The sequence below is a fragment of the Listeria rocourtiae FSL F6-920 genome, assembly GCF_000525975.1.
In the GTDB taxonomy this organism is placed as follows: Bacteria; Bacillota; Bacilli; order Lactobacillales; family Listeriaceae; genus Listeria_A; species Listeria_A rocourtiae.
In genome coordinates this window covers 106,218-130,305 of sequence record NZ_AODK01000007.1, presented here as the reverse complement: position 1 = coordinate 130,305, position 24,088 = coordinate 106,218, and the positions used below count along the sequence as shown (strand labels likewise).

The window sequence follows — 24,088 nt, the reverse complement described above, 5'->3', positions numbered from 1 at the left end:
GATGAACTTTATCTTGATCAAAAGCTGTATAGGTAATCGCGTACGGGTTTTCTGACATTTCTGCAATACCGCTACTACCAATCGCTGAGCTTGTTCCCATCGCTGTAATTGCAGTTGCTGAAATGACAGCTACGAGAAAAAAAGTGCTGACATTATCACGCATCTGATAAATCAACTCAGAAAAAGTAAGCAAATTAGTTCGCTTGAAAAAGAACGATTGGCGTCTCCGAAGACGTGTTAGCACAAAAACAAGCAATTGACTAAATAAGAAATACGTACCACCCACGACTAGAATGACACCAATAAAGATTGGAGTGAGAGCAAAGTATTCCCGATTTGTGAAAAAAAGTACAACGCCATATCCTGCGAAAGTTAGTACCAAAGCGAGAAGCGCGATATACCAAGCCGCTTTTATTTCTTTTTTTAGGTTCTTTCTGCGAGAGAAGTAGCGCTTTTAGATTGTTGACACGAATGGTAAAAGACGTCACGAAGGAAACGATAAGAAATAGAAGTCCAAAAATACCAATTGTAAGTAAAATCGGCTTCCAGGGCAAGTAAAAGGGCAATGTTTCTGTTAACGCTAAAATTTTAGAGCAGACGAGTAAAATTACTTTTGAGAAAATAAAGCCAAAGATAACGCCACAAATAACTGCAGAAAGTCCGGCTAGCATATTCTCCCAAAAAATTAATTTAACAAGTTGCTTCTTGTTGATTCCTTGAACAAGTAAGAGTCCGAACTCTGCTTTTCGAGTTTTTAAAAACGTACTAACAGCGTAAAAAAAATTGCGAACGCCGAGAAAATGACGATGATGACTTGTGATATTTGAAAACCTATCATGGCGAAATAGCTCATTGTATCACTGGAAGAATCAATATTTGATTTAAATTCGGGATGAAAAATAAGCAAAGCATAGGTGAAAAACATCATTACTGCGAAAAAACTAGTAAAGAAATAAGGACCATAAACTTTCGGATTACGACGAACATTATTAATGACGAACTGGCGGAATGACATGCTGTTTTCCTCCTAGTAACGTCAAAGTATCCATAATTTGTTGATAAAAAACAGCGGTACTATCCCCGCAATAAATCTCATTGTATAGTGAACCATCTTTAATAAAGACAACACGGTCACAATAAGAAGCTGCTTGTGGATCATGTGTTACGAGCAAGATGGTCGCTTCTTCTTCTTTATTTAGTCGGCTTAGAAGCTGCATGACTTCTTCACTATTTTTAGAGTCCAAATTACCGGTAGGCTCATCGGCTAGAAATAGCTTTGGCTCATGAATAGCGGCGCGTGCAACAGCTGTTCGTTGCGATTCTCCGCCTGAAATTTGATAGGTTCGTTTATCTAAAATTGCTGTGATACCCAATTTTTCTGCGATAATAGCCAGTTTTTCATTCATTGTTGCGAGTGGTGTACCATCTAATGTGAGTGGTAGCAGAATATTTTCACGCACAGTTAGCGTATCCAATAAATTAAAGGATTGAAAAATGAAGCCAAGCTCCTTCCGTCTAAATTCTGCTAGTTTATCAAACGAAAGGGTATATGGATTAGCGTCGTGGATCTGCACCGTTCCACTCGTTGGTGGATCAATCGTGGCAATCATGTTAAGCAATGTTGTTTTGCCACTCCCTGAAGGACCCATTATCCCGACAAATTCCCCTTTTTCCACAGCTAGATCTAAATTAGAAATTGCTTGATACTGCACGTTTCCTGTATATATTTTGTTGACTTGCTCTACTTTTAAAAGCGTCATAACAAGACCTCCTTATTTGTTGATAGGACTAGTGTAGCAAATAAAGTAGATAGGTTTGTATCGATTCTTATGACAAAATCTTACGTTGCTGTAAGTTTAATAGTTAGTTGGTATACGAATCAAGATAGTTGTGCCGACGTCGATTTCAGACTCAACGGAAATTTGATAACCGAGTTTGTTACATATTTCTGATACGAGGAAAAGTCCCATTCCTGTTGATTGTTGGAATTTTCGGCCGTTTTCTCCAGTGAAAAAAGGACGGAATACACGCGCAAGGTCAGCTTTTTCAATACCGATACCATAGTCACGTATGGATAAGGCATATTCACGAGCTTCTTTTGTAGCTTTAATTTCGATATTACTGCCTTTTTCGGGGGAGTATTTAATCGCATTGGATAGGAGCTGTCCTAACATAAAAACAAACCATTTTTTATCTGTTTCTAGAAACAGATCAGAATCGATTTGGATTTTTGGATAAAGATGCTGTCTGATAAAAAGTCGTTTATGTTCGTTGATGGCTTCGGATGCTAGTGTTTTTAAATCTGCGCGTTCAACAACGAAATCATTTTCGAATGTCTCAAGCCTTAGTGTATAAAGGACAGTATCAAGCCCTTGCTGGATTCGATCAGTTTCCTCCTGAATACTTCGAAGCGTAGGATCAGATTGGTTTTGTGTCATCAATTCGATAACCGATACAGGTGTTTTCATTTGGTGCACCCACTGATTGATAAAAATATTGCGATCCGCATCTTTTGCCCGCCATTTCTGTAAGTCAATTTGGTAGGCATGATATTGCTTAGCCAAATAGGATTCGAAAGCTTGGCTAAATGGTGAACCTTCGTCAAGATGAAACTCGGAGGCTACGATATCTCCCTGTTCTAGTCGTTTAAAAACACGGCGATGCCCCGCGTAACGAATAGCTAAGAAAAATATACTAAGCGTTACCCATAGAAATAAGACGTAAATAATGAGGCGAGTGCTTTTGTAACCATCTAGCCAGAATAAACCTACTGTTGCGAGTGAAAGAGTGAGTGCAAATAGTAGGAAAGAAATATGACTACGAAGAAATAAACGCATCAAGATTCCTCCTTATAGACCCATTGGTAACCATAGCCACGAACAGATTTAATGGAATCTCGAACACCAAGATCTAGTAGTTTTTTGCGAAGTCTAGCAACATTGACACTAAGCGTGTTGTCATCGATAAATGTGACCTCATCCCAAATTTCTTCATAAAGCAGATCGCGATTTGCAACATTTGGAGCAGTTCGCCAAATGACTTCGAGTAGCTTGGCCTCATTTTTGCTAAGCTCGAGTGTTTTGCCAGCGCGTTCAATTGTGAATTTTAGCGGATAAAAGGAAAGTGTTCCTTCGTGAAATTCAGGCTCCTGATATTGGTTGGCAAAATCGCCATAGACACGTCGAAGCTGGGCGCGGACTTTAGCGATGACGACTTGATAGGAGAATGGCTTCGTGATATAATCGTCGGCACCATTTTCAAGGGCCATGACCTGGTCTAGCTCACCCTCTCGTGCTGAAATGAAGATAATCGGGCAGGTTGAAATTTCACGAATTTTGCGACACCAAAAGTATCCATCATATTTAGGTAAATTAATATCAAGTAAGACAAGGTGGGGCTTTAGTTCTTCGAAAAGAGGCATCACATCGTCAAAATCAGTTGTAATATGGGCATCCAAATTGTACTTACGTAAATAATCCTGTAATAAAGTTGCAATTTTTGGATCATCTTCTACAATGAGTATTTTTTCCATGAGTTTAGGCTCCTTTGTTGAGGCTCTTAAGAAGCGTCCTTTGCTGAATTAGAGCCTCAATATGCATGAGAGCAAAGCGAGCATGTAATCCATCAGTGGCTCTTAAGTGATGAGCACTAATAAACAGCAAGCGAGTAAGTAATGGACAACAAGCAGAGCCTCAATATGCATGAGAGCAAAGCGAGCATGTAATCCATCAGTGGCTCTTAAGTGATGAGCACTAATAAACAGCAAGCGAGTAAGTAATGGACAACAAGCAGAGCCTCAATATGCATGAGAGCAAAGCGAGCATGTAATCCATCAGTGGCTCTTGGACGTTAAATAAGGCCTATATTATAAAATTAATATTGAAACGCAATATTTTGTTGAGTCAAAACTAGTAAACTAATAACTGGACAGTAATTCATAGATTAGTAATTGTTTTTGCAGAAATGCTCCGCCTATCGTTGCTTATAGCTTTTCAAACTAGAGGATTCTTATTCTCATCTAATGTAAACCCTTCGCCCATCACATCATGGACAACAGAAACGGAAACAAAAGCATGAGGGTCGGTAGCGTTGACGATATTTTTCAACTGCACAATTTCATTTTTAGCAACAACGATATACAGCACATCTTGTTCTTTTTTTTGAAAAGCCTCCACGCCCTTCAAGTATTGTCACACCACGATTCATCGCCAGCATAACGTTTTCAGTAATTTTGTCATTATGTGCGGAAATAATCAGTGCACCACGGGCAGCATAGGCTCCTTCTTGCATAAAGTCAACCACACGAGCGCCAATGAAAACTGCAACAAGCGTATACATTACTTGGCGAACATCTAAATAAGACAATGAAAGCGTCAAAACAATAGCATCAACGGCGAATAGAGTTCTTCCCATGCTCACGCCTTTTTTACGGTGCAACACTTGGGCGATAATATCACTACCACCTGTTGTTCCACCATACCGGAAGACAAATCCAAGTCCAATTCCAGTAAAGCCACCAGCAAAAAGCGCTACGAGTAAAAGATCTTCATGTAAATCAAGTTGGTAAGGAACACGCTGAAAAATCCATAAGGACAGCGACAATCCAATAGTTCCGATGATCGTATAAATAAGCGCACGATTCCCTAAAATACGCCAACCGATAAAAAAGAGTGGAATATTTAAAATAAGATTCGAGTAAGCAGGATCGATACCTGTGAAATGTAGTAGTAACAAGGTGATACCCGTCAGGCCTCCCTCACCAAGGTTATTCGCAATATTGAAGTTGACAAGTCCAAATCCATAAATCGTTGTTCCGAGTAAGATAAATACAATATTTTTTACACGAACGTCTTGCCACAAAGTTAATCACTCCTTGTTATAGAATTACTAGAAAGGTATGTATAAATCCCTTTTGTAGACGTAGCAAGGTTTTCTTAGCTATAATGATTATAGCAGACGTAAAGTGGATAAATAAAGCCTTACGTTAGTTTACCACAAAAGGAGCGAGACAAAGCATGGCAAAGACGATGCAACAATTACAAGATGAGGTAGACGCGTTGATTGGTCAATTTGAAGAAGGATATTTTTCTCCTTTAGCGATGATGGCGCGCGTGACAGAGGAAACAGGGGAACTTGCGCGTGAGATTAATCATTATTATGGTGAGAAACCAAAGAAAGCTAGCGAACCTGAGAATACGGTTGCTGCTGAACTAGGAGATGTCTTATTTGTTCTCATTTGTATGGCAAATTCGCTAAATATTAGCTTAGAAGAGGCTCACGATACGGTTATGAAGAAATTCAAGGAACGTGATGCCGATAGATGGACCAAGAAGGAGGACAAGTAAATGAGAGTGGCAGTATTAGGTTTTAAGGGTAGAATGGGGCATGAAGTTGTGAAAACAGTTCTTCGTGAAGTTGATTTGGAACTTGTTGCAGTACTCGATCATGCGCCGCAAGAGAAGAATATTAATGAGGTTGCTGGTTTTTCAAATCTAGATGTACCAGTATTTGGTGATTTGGAAAAGCTACTGACGAGTGTGGAACTAGACGCAGTGGTTGATTTCACTACACCAAAAGTTGGTTATTCCAATACGAAATTAGTATTAACGCATGGTGTAAGCCCTGTTGTTGGTACGACTGGCTTTACACCTGAACAAATTACAGAATTAACAGAGCTCGCTGCCTCGAAAAAAAATTGGTGCGATTATTGCGCCAAATTTTGCAGTTGGAGCAGTTCTTATGATGCAGTTTGCACAAAAAGCAGCGAAGTATTTCCCAGATGTAGAGATATTGGAGCTTCATCACGATAACAAATTAGATGCTCCAAGTGGTACGGCTGTTAAAACGGCGGAGATGATGGCGGAAGTTCGTGAGTCGAAGCAACAAGGTGCTGCGGAGGAAGAGGAGACAATGCAGGGAGCTCGTGGCGCGGATTATGAAGGAATGCGTATTCATAGCGTGCGTCTACCAGGCTTGATTGCACATCAGCAAGTGCAATTCGGTGCAGAGGGCCAAGGTCTCACAATTCGCCACGATTCCTACGATCGGATTTCTTTCATGTCAGGTGTCGCTTTTTCGATTCGTAAAACGGCTGAGCTTGATACGCTAGTTTACGGTTTAGAAAATTTAATTTGATGAGGAGTGGTTAACACATGAACATTGCCTTAATCGCACACGATCGTAAAAAAGAATTGATGATGGAGCTCACACTTGCTTACAAAATCATTTTAGAGCCACATACCTTATTCGCGACAGGAACGACTGGCTTGCGGATTATGGAGGCGACTGGACTTTCGGTACACCGCTTTCAGTCAGGACCTCTTGGTGGTGATCAACAAATTGGTTCTAGGATTTCAGAGAACAAGATGGATTTGGTGATTTTTTTTACGTGATCCACTCGCAGCGCAACCGCATGAACCTGATGTGACAGCGCTTATTCGATTATGTGATGTTTATGAAATTCCACTTGCGACCAATATCGGAACAGCGGAAGTTTTATTGCGCGGTTTGCAGGAAGGGTTTATGGATTGGCGCGATTTAAGACGTAACGAGGAATAGGAGTTTATGGATGAAAGAAATTTTTAAGAAGGCTGTTCCTGTTTTAGCAAAACTAGAACAGGCCGGTTTTGAGGCTTATTTTGTTGGTGGCTCCGTACGCGATACGCTGTTAGAACGAGATGTAGCAGACATTGATATCGCGACGAGTGCTTTTCCAGAAGAAGTGAAGCAAGTTTTCATGCGGACTTTTGATACGGGGATTGAGCATGGAACGGTTTCTGTGTTAGAAGCGGGTGAAATATATGAAATTACGACATTTCGGACAGAGGGAACGTATGCCGATTTCAGGCGCCCGGATGAAGTGGTTTTTATCCGCTCTTTGGAGAAAGATTTAGAGCGTCGCGATTTTACAATGAATGCTATTGCGATGGGGCTTGACGGCCGTTTCATCGATCCATTTGATGGTCAAAAAGATATGATGAATAAACAAATTCGAGCCGTTGGTGAGCCTTGGGAACGATTTCATGAAGATGCACTACGAATGATGCGTGGTGTTCGTTTTGTGAGCCAGTTAGGTTTCTCGCTGGAAAGGCGTACATATGAGGCAATGCAACAAAATATAACCCTTTTAAAAAACATAGCGATAGAAAGGATTACTGTAGAGTTTGTAAAATTGATGCGAGGTGAGGCGGTTAAAGTTGCATTACCATTAATCATTGAGCTCGATATGTTGCCTTATTTACCCGGTTTTGCCAATCAAGGTGAAGCGATTCATAGCTTGAGCGTCTGGAATTTGGCAGCTATTTGCGATGATGAGACAATGTGGCTTACTGTCACACTGGCTGTTAAACCAGATAATGTCATTTCTTTTTTGCGCGCGTGGAAATTGCCAACTAAATTGATTCGTGCAGTAGCAAAGGCCTACGATCTAGCTGATAAGCAAGAGTGGAGCGATTATGAATTATTTGCTACTGGAATGCATACGGTGGAATTGATTGAAAAAGCGCGATTTATTCGAGCAGGCGAGACAGATTGGATTGCTTTAAAGTTACGATTTGAATCGCTTCCTGTACAGTCACGTAGGGAAATTAATGTGAGTGGCGATGATGTGATGAAATGGACCGGAAAAAAAGGGGGTCCCTGGCTAAAAGAGCTTTTAGCGAAATTGGATCAAGCGGTCATTGAATTGAAAGTCAAAAACACACAAGCTGATATTAAAGGATGGGTGGAGCATGTTATCGACGAATCGACGTAAACTATTAGATGTGTTTCGAGTAGCTGACGGCGGACTAGTTTCAGGGCAAGAGATTGCAGACGCACTGAATTGTAGCCGAACAGCTGTATGGAAGCAGATAGAAGAATTAAAAAAAGCTGGCTTTGATATTGAGGCAAAGCGTGGAAGTGGCTATGCTATTAAACCGGCTGCGGAAATTTTTACAGAGGATATGCTTTATTTTCGCGCTAAAACTGAATTTATTGGTCAGCAAGTGGCTTTTTATCCAGAAGTGACATCTACACAAGTCATCGCCCATCAACTAGTTGGTGAAGGTGCAGTGGATGGGACGGTCGTCATTGCCGATCAACAAACTGCTGGTAAAGGCCGGCTAGCAAGACCTTGGAATTCACAAAAAGGAACCGGGATTTGGATGAGTACGATTCTAAAGCCTGAAATCCCAATGCAACAAGTCCCTCAGTTCACGTTTATTGCATCGCTAGCTGTTGCAGAGGCAATTGAGAATATCACAGGATTAGAACCACAGATTAAATGGCCAAACGATATTTATATTAATAAGCGTAAAGTATGTGGCGTTTTAACAGAAATGCAAGCAGAAGCAGAGCAAGTAAACGCAGTTATCATCGGGACAGGAATTAATGTCAATCAAGCCCTCTTCCCCGAAGAATTACGCGATAAAGCAACTTCTCTAGCTATTCTAGTCGGGCATCCAGTTTCTAGGGGAGCACTTTATGGCGAAATCGTTGTTCAATTAGAGAAATTCTATAAGTTGTTCTTAGATCAAGGTTTTGCGCCAATCAAGCTGTTATGGGAAGCACGAGCCATTCCTTTTAGTGAAAAGATTGTAGCGAAGACATTAAAAGGTGAAATTCGGGGGACTGTCAAAGGAATATCAGACGCGGGTGTGCTGATTGTTCAAGATGCCGTGGGGGAAGAACATGAGATTTATTCAGCAGATATTTTGCTAGGTTAGTAAATTCCTTTTTTGATTGGTAATGGAGTGTCAAAAAACACGGAAGACCTCAAAAAATGAGACTCAGGCGATAGAACCAACCGATTGCTAGTAAGAGTCGAGTTAAATTCCTTTTTTAGCATTTTTTCTTTTGACAAGTACTCAGTTATACTAAGAAAAAATAGCGTAAAAGGAGAGCTGGCGAATGGAGTTTAAATGGTTGGTTCGTGAGGAGTTATCTCAGTTAAGGACGATTGATCGCAAAGAACTGGTGGAAGAAGTGTACTACATTAAGAATCAAGCGCTACAATTAGTGAAGGAGTATTACGACATTAGTGGTTGGCTGGAAAGTGAATTGACCATCTATGAACAACGATTGCAATCCCTTTTTGACCGAGATGGCATCATTATTGGGGCTTACGAGGAAAATGTGCTAGTAGGATTAGTATCGTTAGAAAGTTACTTAATTGATAGTAAAACAATGAAACTGGATATGTTATATGTTAGCCATGATTACCGGAGACAGGGTCTTGGTAGAAGGCTTATCGATATTATTTCGCAGGAGGCTAAAGAACTTGGCGCAAAAGAGTTATATATTTCTGCAACACCTGTTCGAAATACGGTAGATTTTTACTTGCGTTTAGGTGCAGAATTAGCAAATCCACCAGATATGTATTTATTTGAATTAGAACCATTAGATATTCATTTGATTCTACCAATCTAAGAAGAGGAGATTTAAGCAATGATGAAGAAATTATTATTAATAAGCGTTGTAGGTATTTTTTTATTGCTGGCGGCGTGTGGGAGTAAAAATACAGAGGACAGCAAACAATTGGATAAGATAACCTTAGCCGAATTTCAAGCAAAACTGGACAATAAAGAGAGTGGTTTTGTTTATATTGGCAGACCAACTTGCCCGGATTGTCAAGCTTTTCAACCTACTTTAGATAGTGTTTTGAAGGATAAGGATATGCGTTTAGCTTACTTTGACACAGATGCTGCGCGAGAAAAAGAAGAGGATAAGACAAAAGTATTTTTACAAGATATGAAGGTGAAAACAGTTCCGGTTATTTTCTACCTAGAAAATGGCAAAGAAATTGCACGTTACGATGGTAATGACGATAAGGTAGCTTTGAAATCGTGGTTTGAAAAATACGGTAGATAGAGAACGAGAAAAGGGCGGGACAAAACTCATTTCTACACAAAAATAAGCAAGATATCAGGATTCCCTTTTTGAGGGTAGGATGTAAGTCTTGCTTGACACAAATCGAGCGAAAGCGTTTGTATTCAGGGGATTTGGTGGAAGCCGGAAGCGGAGCATACTCGTGTATGTGATGACTGAAAGCAGGAAGAGGGGACTTTCCTCGACCATGCAAGAAGTTAAGCGTAGCAAGTATTGCGTAGCAGAACCGGAAGTCCGCCAAATCCCCTGAATGCGAGCGCTTGTCGCCGATTTATTTGGGTTATGTCTCAGCTCCTCTTTTCTTTATAGTAGTCAGTTTAAGAACTTTCGAAACAGCTTGAAATATGATACTATAGCAAGGAGGAAAGCAACTATTGGCTGTATCTGAATGAGAACGGTACATGCTTTCTTTGATTACAAATATTTTGCTTTGATCCATTATGGACAGAGACAAAAGGAGTCGATTGAAATGAAAAAACCTGTTGATTTTGTGCAGATGAAAAAGGAACAAGAAAGGATAACGATGGTAACAGCTTACGATTATCCTTCTGCAAAGAATGCTGAAAGAGCAAAGGTTGATATGATTCTTGTGGGAGACTCTCTAGGAATGGTTGTTTTGGGGTACGACTCCACTATACCTGTAACGGTTGCTGACATGATTCATCACACGAAAGCTGTTCGGCGTGGTGCACCAAATACATTTATTGTTACGGATATGCCTTTCTTGAGTTACCACGGTTCGGTAGAAGAAACAATTAGGAATGCTCGTCAAATCATTCAAGAAACAGGAGCCAATGCGCTTAAATTAGAAGGCGCAGGCGATGTATTCGCGAAAATTTCGTATCTGAGTGCGGGAGGAGTTGCTGTTGTTGCTCATCTGGGTTTGACACCACAAACAGTTGGATTGACGGGAAGTTATAAAGTACAAGCGAAATCAAAAGAAGCAGCACAAGACTTGCTAAAGCAGGCGAAAGAGGCCGAGGATGCTGGAGCTATCGCACTTGTGCTAGAGGCCATTCCAAGACAGCTGGCAAAAGAAGTAGCCAAAACCATTTCAATTCCAACGATTGGTATTGGTGCAGGCGCAAGTGTGGACGGTCAAGTACTTGTGTATCATGATATTATTCAATATGGTACAAATCGAGTAGCTAAATTTGTAAAGACCTATGATGATGTGGATAGTGTCATTCATGATGCACTTTCAAGCTACGTTCGTGACGTTAAATCTGGCGTTTTTCCTGCATTGGAGCATACATTCACGATGAGCGAAGAGACATTAAAAGGTTTATATGGGGGCGAATGAGATGAAAATCATACGCGACATAGAAACACTAAAATTGGCAATTGCTTTGCACAAAAAGAATGGCCGAACGATTGGTTTTGTACCAACAATGGGTTATTTGCATGAAGGGCATTTAGCTCTGGCTAAAGCTGCTAATGAGGAAAATGATGTGGTTGTCATGAGTATTTTTGTCAACCCAACACAATTTGGACCAACGGAAGATTTTGAAAGTTATCCGCGTGATGAGATGCGAGATAAAAGTTTTGCAGAGGAACACGGTATTGATATTTTGTTTTTACCATCTGTAGAAATGATGTATCCTGATAGGTTAACAGCGACAATTCACGCGAAGAGAAGGGTTTCTGTATTAGATGGTGCGCTTCGTGAAGGACATTTTGACGGTGTCTTAACGGTTTTAGCGAAATTTTTTCATCTTGTGCAACCAGATAGTGCATATTTTGGACAGAAGGATGCGCAACAAGTTGCTGTTGTTCAAGGTTTTGTGGCCGATTATTTTTTCCCACTAGTTATTCGAATCATTCCAACTGTTAGAGAAGAAGATGGACTGGCTAAAAGTTCGCGTAATGTTTATTTGACGGAGCAAGAGCGTAAAGAGGCATCGACTATTCACGAAGCGCTTTTAAAGGCTCGAAATGAGGTTGTAGAATTGCGCGATCAGGCAGGTATTTTGGCGAATATCAGAACTATTATTAATCGGAATAGATCGCACAAAAAGATTGTTTATTTGGATATGTATCAGTATCCATCGTTTGAAGCTATTGAAGATTGGGAAAAGCCAATAGTAATAGCCATTTGTGTTCAATATTCCAAAGCCAGACTTATTGATAATGAAATAATAGGAGGTGTCTGATATGATGCGGTCGATGATGCACGGTAAGATTCACCGAGCCACAGTGACGGAAGCCAACCTGAACTACGTTGGGAGTATCACGATTGATGAGGCCATTCTGGAGGCTGTAGATATGTTACCGAATGAGAAGGTACAGATTGTAAACAATAATAATGGTGCACGTTTGGAGACGTATATTATACCAGGTGAACGAAATAGTGGTATTATTTGTTTGAACGGTGCAGCTGCTAGGATGACTCAGGTGGGGGATACAGTTATTATTATGGCGTATGGTATTTTTTCAGAAGAAGAAGTAGCGAGTCATCAGCCTAAGATTGTAGTTTTAAATGAGGACAACGAAATTGTAAAGACATTACCAGAGGAAAAAGCACAAATGGTATTGTGATTGATGATACTAGGCTTGATACTGGTTGCCTAGTCAGGAAGAGGGGGGATAAGCATGAAAAATAAAAGATACATTGTTGTAGATTTGGAGACTACTGGGAATCAGGCGAATAAGGCAGATAAGATTATTCAATTTTCGGCTTGTATTGTTGAGAAAGGCGAAATTATAGACCAGTTTTCCACGTTTTTAAATCCAGAAAAGCGGATTCCTCCTTTTATTAAAGAACTGACAGGAATATCAGATAAAGATGTGAAAGATGCGCCTCTTTTTGAAGATGTGTCTTCCATTATCCATGCATTGATTGATGGTGGCATTTTTGTTGCCCACAATGTGAGTTTTGATTGGACATTTCTTCAAAAGGAGATGCGTGAAGCTGGTGAAGCACCATTAAAAATGAAGCTTTTAGACACAGTGGAATTAGCGCGAATTATGTATCCAACTGTTGATAGTTTTAAACTTCAAGACTTAGCGGATGAATTCGGATTTAGCCACGATGCCCCACACCGAGCTGACAGTGATGCGCGTGTTACGGCGGAGCTCTTATTACTATTTTTGGAGAAGTTAGAGACATTACCATTAGCGACTATTCGTAAGTTGACAACGTTATCGCAGCATTTGACCGGTTATCTTGCGGAACTACTCTTTGAAATAGAGATGCGTAAAGAGCGTGAATTGGCAGCGCTAGATGCAAAATGGACAGAATATAGAGGGATTGTGATTCGGCAAAAAAGCATACAAGAAGCGCAATATAGTCGAGCTGATAATATGTACTACCCTAAGTCAGAGGAGGAAAAAATAGCACTTTTTCAAGCGGTAAATGAAACATTAACACCTCGAGCAGGCCAATTTTTGATGATGGATACAATTATGGCATCTTGGAGAAATGAAGCTAACGTGCTTATTGAAGCAGGAACGGGGATTGGCAAAACGCTAGGATATTCTTTACCAGCAATTTATTTTGCGAAAGAGCATCAAATTCCAATTGTGATTAGTACATATACGAATCTTTTACAATCCCAAATATTTCATAAAGATATCCCACTACTTACTGCATTGACTCATTTTGATGTAAAGGCTGTCGTGTTAAAAGGAAGAGATCACTATATCAACCTATTTAAATTTGAACAGTTACTGTCTGAGGTGGATAAGACATATGATGTTGTGTTAACGAAGATGCAATTGCTTGTTTGGTTGACAGAGACAACAACGGGGGATATTGGTGAGGTAAATTTATCTAGTGGTGGGCAACTTTTTTGGAATCGAATGAAGCATACCGGTTGGTTTTTATCCCCACAAAAAGATCCTTGGTTGCCATATGATTTTTACTTATTCAATCAGAAACAAGCAAAAGCGGCGGACTTAATTATCGTGAATCACGCATTACTCTTACAGGATCATTTTGGTGGTGGGAAATGGCTACCAGATTATGAGTATGCAATTATTGATGAGGCACATCATTTCACGGATGCAGCGAGGGCGCAACAGAGTTTTGTCTTTTCTTATCGACGAATGAAATTTTTCATGAATCGTTTAGGTACGCTTGGGAAAGAAGCCATATTAAAACGCTTAGAAATGATGTTTCCGGAAAAACACCAACTTTTTGATATTGAGATTGCGGTATTAAAATTGGAAGAAGCATTAGAGGAACTGTTTTTACTGTTAGCACAGAAGTTACTAAAGGCGAATAAAAATACGACAGAGTTACTATTGGTCGAGAATGTAATCGATGAAAAATTGGATACAGCGTTGTTTTTTTGCTGGCGAGAAAGTATTACTGCTTATGAAAGAAGTTAGCTCGACACTTGATGATGTTTTGGCTTATGGGAAACGTGAGGCGGACAAATTTAGTGAAGGGGAGTCAGTGTTCCTAGAAGAGGTTTATTCGTTTGTACTAGACTGGAAACGTGCTGAAAATCAATTATCTCGCATGCTTTATGAAAAGGAAGAGGCAATGATGCTTTATATTGAGTCTGATCGGAATAAGGCACTTGGTAGTGTGCGACTTAGAGCTAATATTGTGCAGGTGAATCATACGCTACAGAAGGACTTTTTTTGATGCTAAAAAGTCGGTTGTTTTGACATCTGCTACATTGACGGTAGATGATTCTTTCGCTTATATTAGAAAGGAACTAGGGCTTGATGAGGGCATTGCCACGGAGCAAATAAAATCACCATTTTGCTATAAAGAAAATGCGCGGATACTTATTCCTTCTGACATGTTGCCTGTAAAAGGAACGCCTGTGGAGGAGTATACAAGTAGGCTAGCTTTGTATCTTAGCGCTATTGCAAGAGAAACATCAGGCCGTATGTTAGTACTCTTTACAGCTCACGAGATGCTTCAAAAAACATATCGGAAAATGAGTCAGGATGCGTCTATTGCAGAATACCGCATTTTAGCTCAAGGGGTATCGTCTGGAAGCCCTGCACGCTTAACGAAACAATTCCTTGCTTTTGATAAGGCTATCCTACTAGGAACGATGAGTTTTTGGGAGGGAGTAGACATTCCAGGAGATGATTTATCGTGTTTAGTCATCGTTCGTTTGCCATTTGCACCACTTGAAGATTCATATACGAAAGCTCAGATTGCTTTACGCAAAAAAATGGGCTTAAATGCATTCCAGACATATTCTTTACCAGAGGCCGTGCTTCGTTTCAAGCAAGGGTTCGGAAGACTGATTCGCAGAGAGACTGATCGTGGGATTGTTTTTGTTTTTGATAATAGAGTAGATACGACTGCTTTTGGAAAAACGTTCTTGCATTCGATTCCAGAGGTTCCAATTATAAAAGGGAGGGAGTTAGAATTATTGGAGGAAGTGAAGAAATTTTTTGAATAACTGTTTTTTCGCTTCAAATATCGTGAAGGTATTGCTATAATGAATCTAGGCTAGAAATAGGCGACAACAGCGTAAAGCTAATAGAAATGAGAGTAGATATGTTGCGAAAAAGTAATCAAAAAAGTTACTGGAAGTGGATTTGGATTAGTATTGCTGCAATTGCTGTGGTGACAGCAGGATTTTTCATCTTTTTCTACAGCGCGCAAAAACCAGTTCGCGCAGATGAAAAGGAAGCACTTGCACGAATTGAAGGCAAAGTAGATTTGAAAGAACAAGAGGATTTTTACTTATATAATGGTGCAAATGGTGTGTACTATGTGCTGACTGGGAAGAACAGTAAAAATAAAAACATTATTGTTTGGGTTCCAAAGAGTAAGAAGGGAACTGTGGTTGTTAAATATGCAAAAGATGGTATTTCGAAAGATGAGGCAATCGCTAAGGTGAAGCAGGAGAAGAGTCCAGTTAAGATTTTAAATGTGACACTCGGTATGGATAAAGGGGTACCAATTTGGGAGATTTCCTATTTAGATAAAGATAATAATTTGAATTATTTTGATGTAGATTTTGAAACCGGAGATTGGTACCGAGCAATTGAGAATTTATAAAACTTTTTAGAATTTAGGAGGGAACGTGCATGGACCTACCGCTATCGAAACGTGTCCAAGAAATTGCTGCGTCGCCAACACTTGCGATTACAGCGAAAGCAAGAGAAATGAAGCAAGCTGGTATTGATGTGATCGGTCTGGGAGCTGGGGAGCCAGACTTCAATACACCGCAAAACATTATTGATGCTGCTGTAGATTCGATGAACAAAGGGTTTACGAAATATACGGCAACATCGGGAATACCAGAATTAAAGCAGGCTATTATTGGAAAGTTACAACAAGATCAGGGACTAGCATATAAGCCGAATCAAATTTTTGTTGGAACCGGTGCAAAACATGTGCTTTATTGTGCTTTTCAAGCCATTCTGAATCCTGGGGATGAGGTTATAGTGCCTGTACCTTACTGGGTAACTTATCCAGAACAAATCAAGCTTGCTGGTGGTGTGCCAATTTTTGTAGAGACAGGTTTTGATGCGGATTTCAAGATATCCGCAGAAGATTTCGAAAAGGCTGTAACGCCAAAAACGAGAGCTATTGTGCTTAATTCGCCTAATAATCCAACAGGCATGACATACTCGAAAGCAGAACTTATGGCGATTGGAAAAGTAGCGGAGGAACATGGTATCTATGTTGTTTCTGACGAGATTTATGAGAAGTTATATTATGGTGATAAGAAGGATTTGGTGTCGATTGCTTCATTAAGCGACGCGCTGTATCAATTGACTATCGTGATCAATGGCGTGTCGAAGGCTTATGCGATGACTGGCTGGCGTATTGGCTATGCCGCTGCCACTGAGTCAATCATTGCGAGTATGGGGAAACTTGCAGATCATATGACGAGTAATCCAACAGCGAATGCTCAGTATGGTGCAGCTGAAGCTTATAATGGCAATCAAACGGTACCTGAAAGTATGTACCAAGCTTTTGAAGAGCGAATGGAGCGTTTTTATCCAGTATTAGAGTCAATTCCTGGATTTAAACCGAAGAAACCGAGCGGTGCTTTTTACTTCTTTATTGATGTAGCAGAAGCGGCGCGTATGAAAGGTTTTGCTGATGTTGATGCATTTTCAAAAAGTTTGTTAGATGATGCGTTTGTCGCGGTTGTGCCAGGATCAGGATTTGGTATGCCAGACTACATTCGGATTTCTTATGCGACAGACCCATCACTATTTGAACAAGCGCTTGATCGAATGAAAGATTTTATGAAAAATTAGGGAGTGTAAACATGCAAATTACGATTAACCAAGCTGGAAATTATGTGAATAAAGAAGTGAAAATTGGAGGTTGGCTCAGCAACAAACGTTCTAGTGGTAAGATTGCTTTCTTGCAATTACGTGACGGAACCGGATTTATGCAAGGTGTTGTTGTGAAAGAAGAGGTCGGTGAAGAGCTTTTTCATATAGCTAAAGGGATATCACAGGAAACGAGTCTTTATATAACTGGGACGATTCACGAAGATGCGCGCTCCCCTTTTGGTTATGAAATGGCTGTAACGGGGATCGAAGTAATTAGTGAGTCTGTGGATTACCCAATTACACCAAAAGAACATGGTACGGAATTTTTGATGGACCATCGTCACTTATGGTTGCGTTCTAACCGTCAGCATGCGATTATGAAAATTCGTAATGAGATTATTCGTGCGACATATGAATTTTTTAACAAGGAAGGATTCTTAAAAATTGATCCACCAATTTTGACAGGAAGTGCACCAGAAGGAACAACTGAGTTATTCCATACGAAATATTTCGAAGAGGATGCCTTCTTATCCCAAAGTGGTCAATTATACATGGAAGCCGCAGCGATGGCATTTGGAAAAGTATTTTCATTCGGGCCAACTTTCCGTGCTGAGAAATCAAAAACACGCCGTCATTTAATTGAATTCTGGATGATTGAACCTGAAATGGCTTTTTACAAATTAGAGGATAGCTTGAAAGTGCAAGAAGATTATGTAGCATTTCTTGTTTCAGCAGTGCTTAAGAATTGCCGTCTAGAATTAGAGCGATTAGGCCGAGATATTTCTCATTTAGAAAAAATGGTTGCGCCGTTTCCACGTATTACGTATACAGAGGCAATTACATTACTTAAGAAATTAGGATTTGAAGATATCGAATGGGGCGATGATTTTGGGGCGCCGCACGAAACGGCTATTGCGGATAATTTTGAAAAACCAGTTTTCATTACACATTATCCGAAAGCCATCAAGCCATTTTATATGCCGGAAGATCCGAACAATAGAGAAGTCGTTTTATGTGCCGATTTGATTGCACCTGAAGGATACGGAGAAATTATCGGTGGATCAGAGCGTATTCACGAGTTAGCGATTTTAGAGGCGCGTATGAAAGAATTCGATTTAGATTTAGAAGCTTATAGCTGGTATTTAGATTTAGCTCGCTATGGTTCTGTGCCACACTCTGGTTTTGGTTTAGGCTTGGAAAGAACGGTTGCTTGGATTTCAGGAACCGAGCATGTTCGTGAAACGATACCATTCCCGAGACTGCTGAACAGATTGTATCCATAATGGATAGACGTGTAAAAATGTCGGGCATCTTGGATAAAAAAATCTCTCAATCAGTAAAAAATGCAACAGCCAGTAACAGTACAAGATTATTTTGTGCCGTTACTGGCTGTTTTCTTTCAAAAACACATGAAAAATTATTTCTCTGTAGACTAAAAAAAACAAAAAATCACCCAAAAAAGGTTTTTCATCACGTTTCTCTTGTTTTTCGTGGTATAATTTTAATGAGGTGTTTCATGATGGACAATAAAATAATGCAAAAATGGTTAAATGCGGGTAATGTGACGCTATCACAAGTATTAGTGGAGAATTACGCCAAAATTGGAATGGATGAGCAAGAGTTTGTTATTATTATACAACTACATTCGTTTCTTGAAAAAGGAATCTATTTTCCATCGATGGAAGAAATTGCTGAACGAACAACGCTTAGTACAGAAAAAGCTTTTCGCATTATTCAAGCATTAGTGAATAAGCACTTTATATCAATTAAGCAAGTGAATGAAGGGGAGCAGGTCTTTACAGAAAGCTATACGCTAGATCCGCTTTTGGAGAAGTTAATGATTTTTTTCGAGAACATGTATCTAGAGCAAAATATCGTATTCCAAGAAACAGAACAAATGAGTTTATACTCACAATTTGAGCAGGAGTTTGGACGACCGCTATCTCCAATGGAAGCCGAAATGTTATCTGCTTGGATTGATCAGGATCATAATAGCCCAGAATTGATTCGTGAGGCTTTAAAAGAAGCTGTTCTTTCCCAAAAATTAAGTTTTCGCTATATGGATCGAATTTTGCTTAACTGGAATCGGAAAAATATTAAAACACCAGAGCAGGCACGGGCGGCATCTGTGGCTTTTCATGAACAAGTAGCAAGCAATGCGCCAGATAAAAGCAATGTGACGAGGGTGAGGAAAAGTGAGAATTCGATTCCACTCTATGACTGGCTAGACAAGAGAAAAGGGTGAACACATGTTAACAAATAAAGAAACTGTGATGTGCATCAAGACAATGGCAGAGATGTTTCCTACCGCCCATTGTGAGCTTGAGCATAAGAATACATTTGAATTACTAGTTGCTGTTGTCCTTTCTGCGCAATGTACAGATATTTTAGTGAATCGTGTTACAGCATCGCTTTTTGAGAAATATCACGAACCGAGAGACTACATTAGTGTGCCGGTGGAAGAGCTCGAAAATGATATTCGTTCCATAGGCTTGTATCGCAACAAAGCGAAAAATATTCAAGCTCTATCTCATAAAATTATGATGGAATTTGATGGTGAGGTACCACGAACACATGCGGAGTTGGAGAGTCTTCCAGGTGTCGGTAGAAAGACTGCGAATGTTGTGCTTTCTGTTGGATTTGGGGTTCCCGCAATTGCTGTTGATACGCATGTAGAGCGGGTTTCTAAACGTTTGGGAATTTGTCGTTGGAAGGACTCTGTAATCGAAGTTGAGAAGACTTTAATGCGAAAGCTACCAAAAGAAATGTGGTCAGAGGCGCACCATGATTTGATTTTTTTCGGACGCTACCACTGTAAAGCGAAAAAACCAGAATGTTCTACATGCCCACTTCTATACCTTTGTCGAGAAGGTAAAAAACAAGCGAAAGCGAGAGGTTTTGATGGCTGATTTTCAATATGCGAAAGAATTGATGCATCCTTTGTTTAGAACACCTCATGTGGCAACAGAAGAAATAGATGAGGGATCGATTTTTGTTACAGGATTACCTTTTTGGCAGGAACAACTTTTTTATACGCGAGGCCGCGGTGAGATGCCGTGGCACACAAATCCAGAGCAAGCTTGTCGACGGCTGGCAAAGCAGTGGAGAAATGTTGTGCAAGAGCTGGATGCCTCCTTTAAATTGAGAGAGAAGCCTGATTTATCGATTATTCGTGATGGCTTAGGTATTTACCTATCGATGCTTTTTTGGAGCAATAGGAGGCCTGTCCAGCTAGATGAGCTTGATAAACATATGAAAACATTGGAACTTGTGCCAATGAATTTAGAGGAACGGCTCCATTTTATTATGGATAAATCAGATGGTTATCCCGCATTTAAACAGCTAAATGAATTAGTGCAAGAGCAAAGGAAGTTAGTGCTTAAAGGAATCTAGAGAACGCATTTCAATTTGAGGTGCGTTTTTTGATAGCCAAAAAAAGCCACCCTGCCAAAGCAGAGTGGCTTTCCTCCAATTCTAATTAGCAGGAGGTGGTGTCGTTGTGTCATTGTTTGGTGTGTCATTCGTATTAGTATCATCATTAGTTGATGTGTCAGGTGGTGTTGGGTCAGCAGGAATCGCAACGGTAGTCGTTGCTGGTGATCCTCGTTTACCATCTTTTACTGGAACAACCATGATGACGACGCTAGAACCAGGGGAGCCACCACTTACAGTAATTGAAGTTGTAGCATAATTCTGGGTTTGACCGTTAACGCTAACATCGTATGTGACACCAGGACCATTGGATGCCCAACTAGCGGAAATGGTTTTGTTAGCTGCGTTGTATGAGCCATTTAAACCAGCAGGTGCTTGCAATGCTGTTCTCTGTGCTTCTGCTTCTGCGGCTTGCTTTTCGGCTTCTTCTTGTTGTTTTTTCAGTCTTTCAGATTCAGACTTCTCTTTATCTTTCTGCTCTTTTTCTCGTGCGGCTTTTTTTAGCAGCTTCCTCTGAGGCTTTTTCGTCATCTGTTTTTGTATCTGGTTTCTTCTCAGCAGCTGATCTTGATGGGATAGTTCCATCTAGGAATAGCTCATAAGAGATGTTTCCACCACTAGCACCGGATGATGCACGTACAATTGGATTGGTACCAATGATAACCGGAATCTCATTGACGTTGCTAGGTTTTTTGAAGTCGGGATTTTTCTCGCCAGAAACGAGATGCTCCATCGTTGCTTTAAACATATAGGCTGCAATACGTGTCTCGCTTGGTGACAGGTAATTCTTATTTGGTTCGTCATAGCCGGTCCAAATCGATACAGTGTATCGAGGAGAATAACCAACAAACCATGCATCAGGCGTACCGTCACTTGGAATGCCATTTTGGATACGGATGTTTTCATCGTAGTTTGTTGTACCAGTTTTACCGGCAATATTCCAGCCAGGGACATTTGCCCGCGTACCGGTACCCTGTGTCAGAACATCTTTTAGCATATCGCTAATCATGTAGGCTGTTGATGCTTTCATTGCAACAACAGATTCAGGTTCCATGTTGACTTCTGTTTCGCCATCAGAAAGAAGGATCTTAGTAACAGTATGCGGCTTATTGTAGACACCGCCATTACCAAATGTTGCATAAGCACCAGCCATTTGAATAGGGGAAGCTTCACCACTACCGATTACTGTTGATTCGTAAACTTCTTTATAATTTAAACCGAGGTTATTCGCAAAGTCACGTGCACGATCATAGCCAACTTCTTTAGAGGCTTTCACAGCAGGGACGTTACGGGATAAATAGAGTGCGCGACGCATCGACATTTCTCCAAGGTAACCAGAATCATAATTTCGCAATTCTTGTCCACTGGAGTATTGATATGGGGCATCATCTAAAATATGAGCAGTTGACCAGTCTAAGTACTCAATAGCTGGTGCGTAGCCTAAGATGGGCTTCATTGTAGAACCTGGTTGGCGTTTAATATCGGTTGCACGATTAAGTCCGCGTGATACTTTCTTTTTGCTAGTGTCACGTCCGCCACCAAGAGCTTGCACACGACCGGTTTCTGTATCCATGATAACAACACCAGCTTGGAATTTCGCATCAGGATAGTTAATAACTTCATTCGTGTTTAACATTTTTTCTGTGTATTTCTGGGCATCTGGATCGAGTGCAGTATAGATTGTTAAGCCGTCTGTAAATGGATTATACTTATCACCAATCTCATCGATAACTTGATCGACATACGTATCATAAGCGTATGTTTTTTGTTTACGTGTAGCTTCGTCTACTAAGCCGTCTGTAATAGGAATTGCCTGAGTGGCTTCCATTTCTGACTTTGAAATTTTATTGTTGTTATACATTAATGTCAAGACGATATCGCGACGCTTTTTCGCTAAATCTGGATTCTCAAACGGATTAAAACGGTTAGGGCTCTGTGGCATACCAGCGATTAAAGCTGTTTGTGCCAAATTCAAATCTTTTAGTTTTTTGCCATAGTAATGCTCAGCGGCTGTTTCCATACCATGAATACCGTCGGATAAATATACTTTATTGATATAGATTTCTAGCAATTCGTGTTTGCTGTATTTCTGTTCAAGCTGGATAGCCATCCACGCTTCTTGTGCTTTACGATCGAGTGTTTTGTTTGTGTAATCTAGATAGGACATTTTAATGATTTGCTGTGTTAATGTACTAGCACCTTGGGAACCAAAGCCACCAGTGATATTGCCTACTGCTGCACTCGCAAGTCGTATTGGGTCCATTCCATTATGCTCATAAAAGCGGGAATCTTCCGTTGATAAGACTGCGTTTTCTAGCTGTTTTGGGATATCTTTATACTCAATATATTCCCGGCGTTCTTTACCGATTTCTGCGTAGACATCTCCATTCTTATCTAAAATCTTTGATGAAAGAGGGTCACGCAATTTGGAATCTGTCAGTTTTGGCGCTTCTTTTGCATACGAATAAAATGCGCTTGCACCACCAGCAATGCCTGCAAATGCGAGAAAGAGTGCAGTAAAGAATATCACTTTGAAAATATTTCCAGTGATAAGTTTTCCTTTCCCTTTTGGTTTGCTTGTCTCAGGTTGCTTTGCTTGGCTATTGCGGTACTGAGATCTTGTCTGCGGTTTATCTGCCATAGAAAATTTCTCTCCTTTAATGTTGAGGCGACTGTTTTAAAAATAATGCTTTTTAATAATCTGTAGATAGTCTAACCTCGGATTTAGACCATAAGGAATTTGGTCTGCAACGTGCTTTAATTCTTGATGGGTTACTGATTTTCTTCCACCATCGAGCATTCGTTGCCAAAATGGCTGAAAACATTCGAAAGGCATAAAGTAAACCTCACCAAGTGTTTGAAAAGCAATGATAACAAAAACGATACCGCCTTGTTTTAGGACGCTTTCCATATGAGTTAATTGATGCTGATGAAAGTTGCTAAGAGGAAAAGAGCTCGTATTTTTAGTCTCTTTTGCTTCAAAGTCGATATACTTTCCTTGGTAAACACCATTATAGTCCGTGGTGGATGGTGTTTTAAAGTAGGCTTCCTTAATTTTTGCACTACTTCGTTTTGGATAATCAACACCAACGATTTGCACAGGGGTGGGTTTCTTATGAATCACAGCTAGCCCATGAGTGAGATAGTAGGTATTCGTGTCGTTTAGATCTTGCTCGAGTGACATGCCACGCTTTCCGTAAGAGACCGTCTTTTTTTTGTGCATTGGAGGAAGCAGGTGTATTCGGCTGATACTTTTTTCCATTAGGATATCGTATGGCCATCCGTGTTTCACCTCTTTTAAATCGATAGAATGGCAGAACTAGCCATTCTTAATTTGGACTACAACCTATTATAACAAATATAAATGAAAATGATAGAGGGAATCTGCCTAGAAGTGTTTTCTTAAATTTCGAGGAGATAGCGAAAAGCAAGACAGAACGTACCTTCGCATTGGATTCCCTCTGTTTCGAAAAAGGTTAAAATTTTTTTTTGTTTCAGGGATTTTACCGTAATTTTTAATATATCCCTCATTAGAAAAATGGGCTATTGCCATAAAATATGTTATGCTATCCTCATA

General features: G+C 40.2%; 18 protein-coding genes and 8 pseudogenes. 17 read left to right on the top strand and 9 right to left on the bottom strand.

Annotated elements, in window-relative coordinates; genetic code table 11:
* The 7 genes and pseudogenes from PROCOU_RS18235 to PROCOU_RS04080 all read right to left on the bottom strand — a co-directional run.
* Window positions 1-382, bottom strand: a pseudogene (locus PROCOU_RS18235) (hypothetical protein); the annotation flags it as partial.
* 145 nt (window positions 383-527) lie between these two features.
* Window positions 528-821: pseudogene (locus tag PROCOU_RS19225) on the bottom strand (FtsX-like permease family protein); the annotation flags it as partial.
* Entirely contained in the window at window positions 755-1,015 is a 261-nt protein-coding gene (locus tag PROCOU_RS16365) for a hypothetical protein (RefSeq protein ID WP_051994179.1), read from the bottom strand. The pseudogene PROCOU_RS19225 and the gene PROCOU_RS16365, both read right to left, overlap by 67 nt.
* Window positions 990-1,760, bottom strand: a complete 771-nt coding sequence (locus PROCOU_RS04095) for an ABC transporter ATP-binding protein (RefSeq protein ID WP_036069829.1) — start codon at window positions 1,758-1,760, stop codon at window positions 990-992. The genes PROCOU_RS16365 and PROCOU_RS04095 overlap by 26 nt, the downstream gene beginning before the upstream one ends.
* Before the next feature lie 96 nt (window positions 1,761-1,856).
* Window positions 1,857-2,837 carry a sensor histidine kinase gene (locus PROCOU_RS04090; RefSeq protein WP_036069827.1) on the bottom strand — a complete coding sequence of 327 codons (981 nt, stop codon included), beginning with the start codon at window positions 2,835-2,837 and terminating at the stop codon, window positions 1,857-1,859.
* The gene (locus PROCOU_RS04085) at window positions 2,837-3,532 is read right to left on the bottom strand and encodes a response regulator transcription factor (protein WP_036069824.1); all 696 of its coding nucleotides are present in this window, start codon (window positions 3,530-3,532) and stop codon (window positions 2,837-2,839) included. The genes PROCOU_RS04090 and PROCOU_RS04085 overlap by 1 nt, the downstream gene beginning before the upstream one ends.
* 460 nt (window positions 3,533-3,992) lie before the next feature.
* Window positions 3,993-4,860: pseudogene (locus PROCOU_RS04080) on the bottom strand (YitT family protein).
* 155 nt (window positions 4,861-5,015) lie between these two features.
* Between PROCOU_RS04080 and PROCOU_RS04075 the strand changes: the two are divergent.
* The 17 genes and pseudogenes from PROCOU_RS04075 to PROCOU_RS03995 all read left to right on the top strand — a co-directional run bounded on the left by PROCOU_RS04075 (window position 5,016) and on the right by PROCOU_RS03995 (window position 20,472).
* Window positions 5,016-5,345, top strand: a complete 330-nt coding sequence (locus tag PROCOU_RS04075; RefSeq protein WP_036064417.1) for a nucleotide pyrophosphohydrolase — start codon at window positions 5,016-5,018, stop codon at window positions 5,343-5,345.
* Window positions 5,346-6,135 (top strand): annotated as a pseudogene (gene dapB, locus PROCOU_RS04070) (4-hydroxy-tetrahydrodipicolinate reductase).
* 17 nt (window positions 6,136-6,152) lie between these two features.
* A pseudogene (gene mgsA, locus PROCOU_RS04065) lies at window positions 6,153-6,558 on the top strand (methylglyoxal synthase).
* A 10-nt stretch (window positions 6,559-6,568) separates the two neighbouring features.
* Window positions 6,569-7,753, top strand: coding sequence for a CCA tRNA nucleotidyltransferase (locus PROCOU_RS04060; RefSeq protein WP_036069823.1), 1,185 nt, complete (start codon window positions 6,569-6,571; stop codon window positions 7,751-7,753).
* On the top strand, window positions 7,731-8,705 hold the full coding sequence (locus PROCOU_RS04055) for a biotin--[acetyl-CoA-carboxylase] ligase (protein WP_036069822.1): 975 nt from the start codon (window positions 7,731-7,733) through the stop codon (window positions 8,703-8,705). The genes PROCOU_RS04060 and PROCOU_RS04055 overlap by 23 nt, the downstream gene beginning before the upstream one ends.
* A gap of 184 nt (window positions 8,706-8,889) precedes the next feature.
* A complete protein-coding gene (locus PROCOU_RS04050; protein ID WP_036069821.1) occupies window positions 8,890-9,408 on the top strand; it encodes a GNAT family N-acetyltransferase in 519 nt (172 codons plus the stop codon).
* A gap of 18 nt (window positions 9,409-9,426) precedes the next feature.
* Complete coding sequence (locus tag PROCOU_RS04045; RefSeq protein WP_036069818.1) at window positions 9,427-9,849, top strand: thioredoxin family protein; 423 nt, start codon at window positions 9,427-9,429, stop codon at window positions 9,847-9,849.
* Between the two features lie 487 nt (window positions 9,850-10,336).
* Window positions 10,337-11,170, top strand: a complete 834-nt coding sequence (gene panB / locus PROCOU_RS04040; protein WP_036069846.1) for a 3-methyl-2-oxobutanoate hydroxymethyltransferase — start codon at window positions 10,337-10,339, stop codon at window positions 11,168-11,170.
* Window position 11,171: 1 nt separating this feature from the next.
* Complete coding sequence (gene panC, locus PROCOU_RS04035) at window positions 11,172-12,020, top strand: pantoate--beta-alanine ligase (RefSeq protein ID WP_036069816.1); 849 nt, start codon at window positions 11,172-11,174, stop codon at window positions 12,018-12,020.
* A gap of 1 nt (window position 12,021) precedes the next feature.
* The gene (panD, locus tag PROCOU_RS04030) at window positions 12,022-12,405 is read left to right on the top strand and encodes an aspartate 1-decarboxylase (protein WP_036069815.1); all 384 of its coding nucleotides are present in this window, start codon (window positions 12,022-12,024) and stop codon (window positions 12,403-12,405) included.
* A gap of 54 nt (window positions 12,406-12,459) precedes the next feature.
* Window positions 12,460-15,239: pseudogene (gene dinG, locus PROCOU_RS19015) on the top strand (ATP-dependent DNA helicase DinG).
* Window positions 15,240-15,325: 86 nt separating this feature from the next.
* Window positions 15,326-15,844: a cell wall elongation regulator TseB-like domain-containing protein gene (locus PROCOU_RS04020; protein ID WP_376700383.1), complete on the top strand. Its 519-nt coding sequence runs from the start codon at window positions 15,326-15,328 to the stop codon at window positions 15,842-15,844.
* 29 nt (window positions 15,845-15,873) lie between these two features.
* Entirely contained in the window at window positions 15,874-17,058 is a 1,185-nt protein-coding gene (locus PROCOU_RS04015; protein WP_036069812.1) for a pyridoxal phosphate-dependent aminotransferase, read from the top strand.
* Window positions 17,059-17,069: 11 nt separating this feature from the next.
* Window positions 17,070-18,362 (top strand): asparagine--tRNA ligase, encoded by a 1,293-nt coding sequence (asnS, locus tag PROCOU_RS04010; RefSeq protein ID WP_036069810.1) that lies wholly within the window; start codon window positions 17,070-17,072, stop codon window positions 18,360-18,362.
* Between the two features lie 236 nt (window positions 18,363-18,598).
* Complete coding sequence (locus tag PROCOU_RS04005) at window positions 18,599-19,324, top strand: DnaD domain-containing protein (RefSeq protein WP_036069843.1); 726 nt, start codon at window positions 18,599-18,601, stop codon at window positions 19,322-19,324.
* A gap of 4 nt (window positions 19,325-19,328) precedes the next feature.
* On the top strand, window positions 19,329-19,988 hold the full coding sequence (gene nth / locus PROCOU_RS04000; protein ID WP_036069809.1) for an endonuclease III: 660 nt from the start codon (window positions 19,329-19,331) through the stop codon (window positions 19,986-19,988).
* Window positions 19,981-20,472 carry a YpoC family protein gene (locus tag PROCOU_RS03995; protein WP_036069807.1) on the top strand — a complete coding sequence of 164 codons (492 nt, stop codon included), beginning with the start codon at window positions 19,981-19,983 and terminating at the stop codon, window positions 20,470-20,472. Before nth ends, PROCOU_RS03995 begins: the two co-directional genes overlap by 8 nt.
* An 81-nt stretch (window positions 20,473-20,553) precedes the next feature.
* Here the strand turns inward: PROCOU_RS03995 and PROCOU_RS03990 are convergent.
* Both PROCOU_RS03990 and recU read right to left on the bottom strand, forming a co-directional pair.
* Window positions 20,554-23,152: pseudogene (locus tag PROCOU_RS03990) on the bottom strand (transglycosylase domain-containing protein).
* 36 nt (window positions 23,153-23,188) lie between these two features.
* Window positions 23,189-23,792 (bottom strand): annotated as a pseudogene (recU, locus tag PROCOU_RS03985) (Holliday junction resolvase RecU).
* Window positions 23,793-24,088: the final 296 nt, after the last annotated feature.

Bases quoted from the DNA above. Each gene is read 5' to 3' on its own strand.
- PROCOU_RS04015 (WP_036069812.1), top strand. From the start codon at position 15,874: ATGGACCTACCGCTATCGAAACGTGTCCAAGAAATTGCTGCGTCGCCA.
- asnS (WP_036069810.1), top strand. From the start codon at position 17,070: ATGCAAATTACGATTAACCAAGCTGGAAATTATGTGAATAAAGAAGTG.
- PROCOU_RS04055 (WP_036069822.1), top strand. From the start codon at position 7,731: ATGTTATCGACGAATCGACGTAAACTATTAGATGTGTTTCGAGTAGCT.
- PROCOU_RS04050 (WP_036069821.1), top strand. From the start codon at position 8,890: ATGGAGTTTAAATGGTTGGTTCGTGAGGAGTTATCTCAGTTAAGGACG.
- nth (WP_036069809.1), top strand. From the start codon at position 19,329: ATGTTAACAAATAAAGAAACTGTGATGTGCATCAAGACAATGGCAGAG.
- PROCOU_RS04085 (WP_036069824.1), bottom strand. From the start codon at position 3,532: ATGGAAAAAATACTCATTGTAGAAGATGATCCAAAAATTGCAACTTTA.
- panC (WP_036069816.1), top strand. From the start codon at position 11,172: ATGAAAATCATACGCGACATAGAAACACTAAAATTGGCAATTGCTTTG.
- PROCOU_RS04095 (WP_036069829.1), bottom strand. From the start codon at position 1,760: ATGACGCTTTTAAAAGTAGAGCAAGTCAACAAAATATATACAGGAAAC.
- PROCOU_RS04045 (WP_036069818.1), top strand. From the start codon at position 9,427: ATGATGAAGAAATTATTATTAATAAGCGTTGTAGGTATTTTTTTATTG.
- PROCOU_RS03995 (WP_036069807.1), top strand. From the start codon at position 19,981: ATGGCTGATTTTCAATATGCGAAAGAATTGATGCATCCTTTGTTTAGA.
- PROCOU_RS04075 (WP_036064417.1), top strand. From the start codon at position 5,016: ATGGCAAAGACGATGCAACAATTACAAGATGAGGTAGACGCGTTGATT.
- PROCOU_RS16365 (WP_051994179.1), bottom strand. From the start codon at position 1,015: ATGTCATTCCGCCAGTTCGTCATTAATAATGTTCGTCGTAATCCGAAA.
- PROCOU_RS04020 (WP_376700383.1), top strand. From the start codon at position 15,326: ATGAGAGTAGATATGTTGCGAAAAAGTAATCAAAAAAGTTACTGGAAG.
- PROCOU_RS04090 (WP_036069827.1), bottom strand. From the start codon at position 2,837: ATGCGTTTATTTCTTCGTAGTCATATTTCTTTCCTACTATTTGCACTC.
- PROCOU_RS04060 (WP_036069823.1), top strand. From the start codon at position 6,569: ATGAAAGAAATTTTTAAGAAGGCTGTTCCTGTTTTAGCAAAACTAGAA.
- PROCOU_RS04005 (WP_036069843.1), top strand. From the start codon at position 18,599: ATGGACAATAAAATAATGCAAAAATGGTTAAATGCGGGTAATGTGACG.
- panB (WP_036069846.1), top strand. From the start codon at position 10,337: ATGAAAAAACCTGTTGATTTTGTGCAGATGAAAAAGGAACAAGAAAGG.
- panD (WP_036069815.1), top strand. From the start codon at position 12,022: ATGATGCGGTCGATGATGCACGGTAAGATTCACCGAGCCACAGTGACG.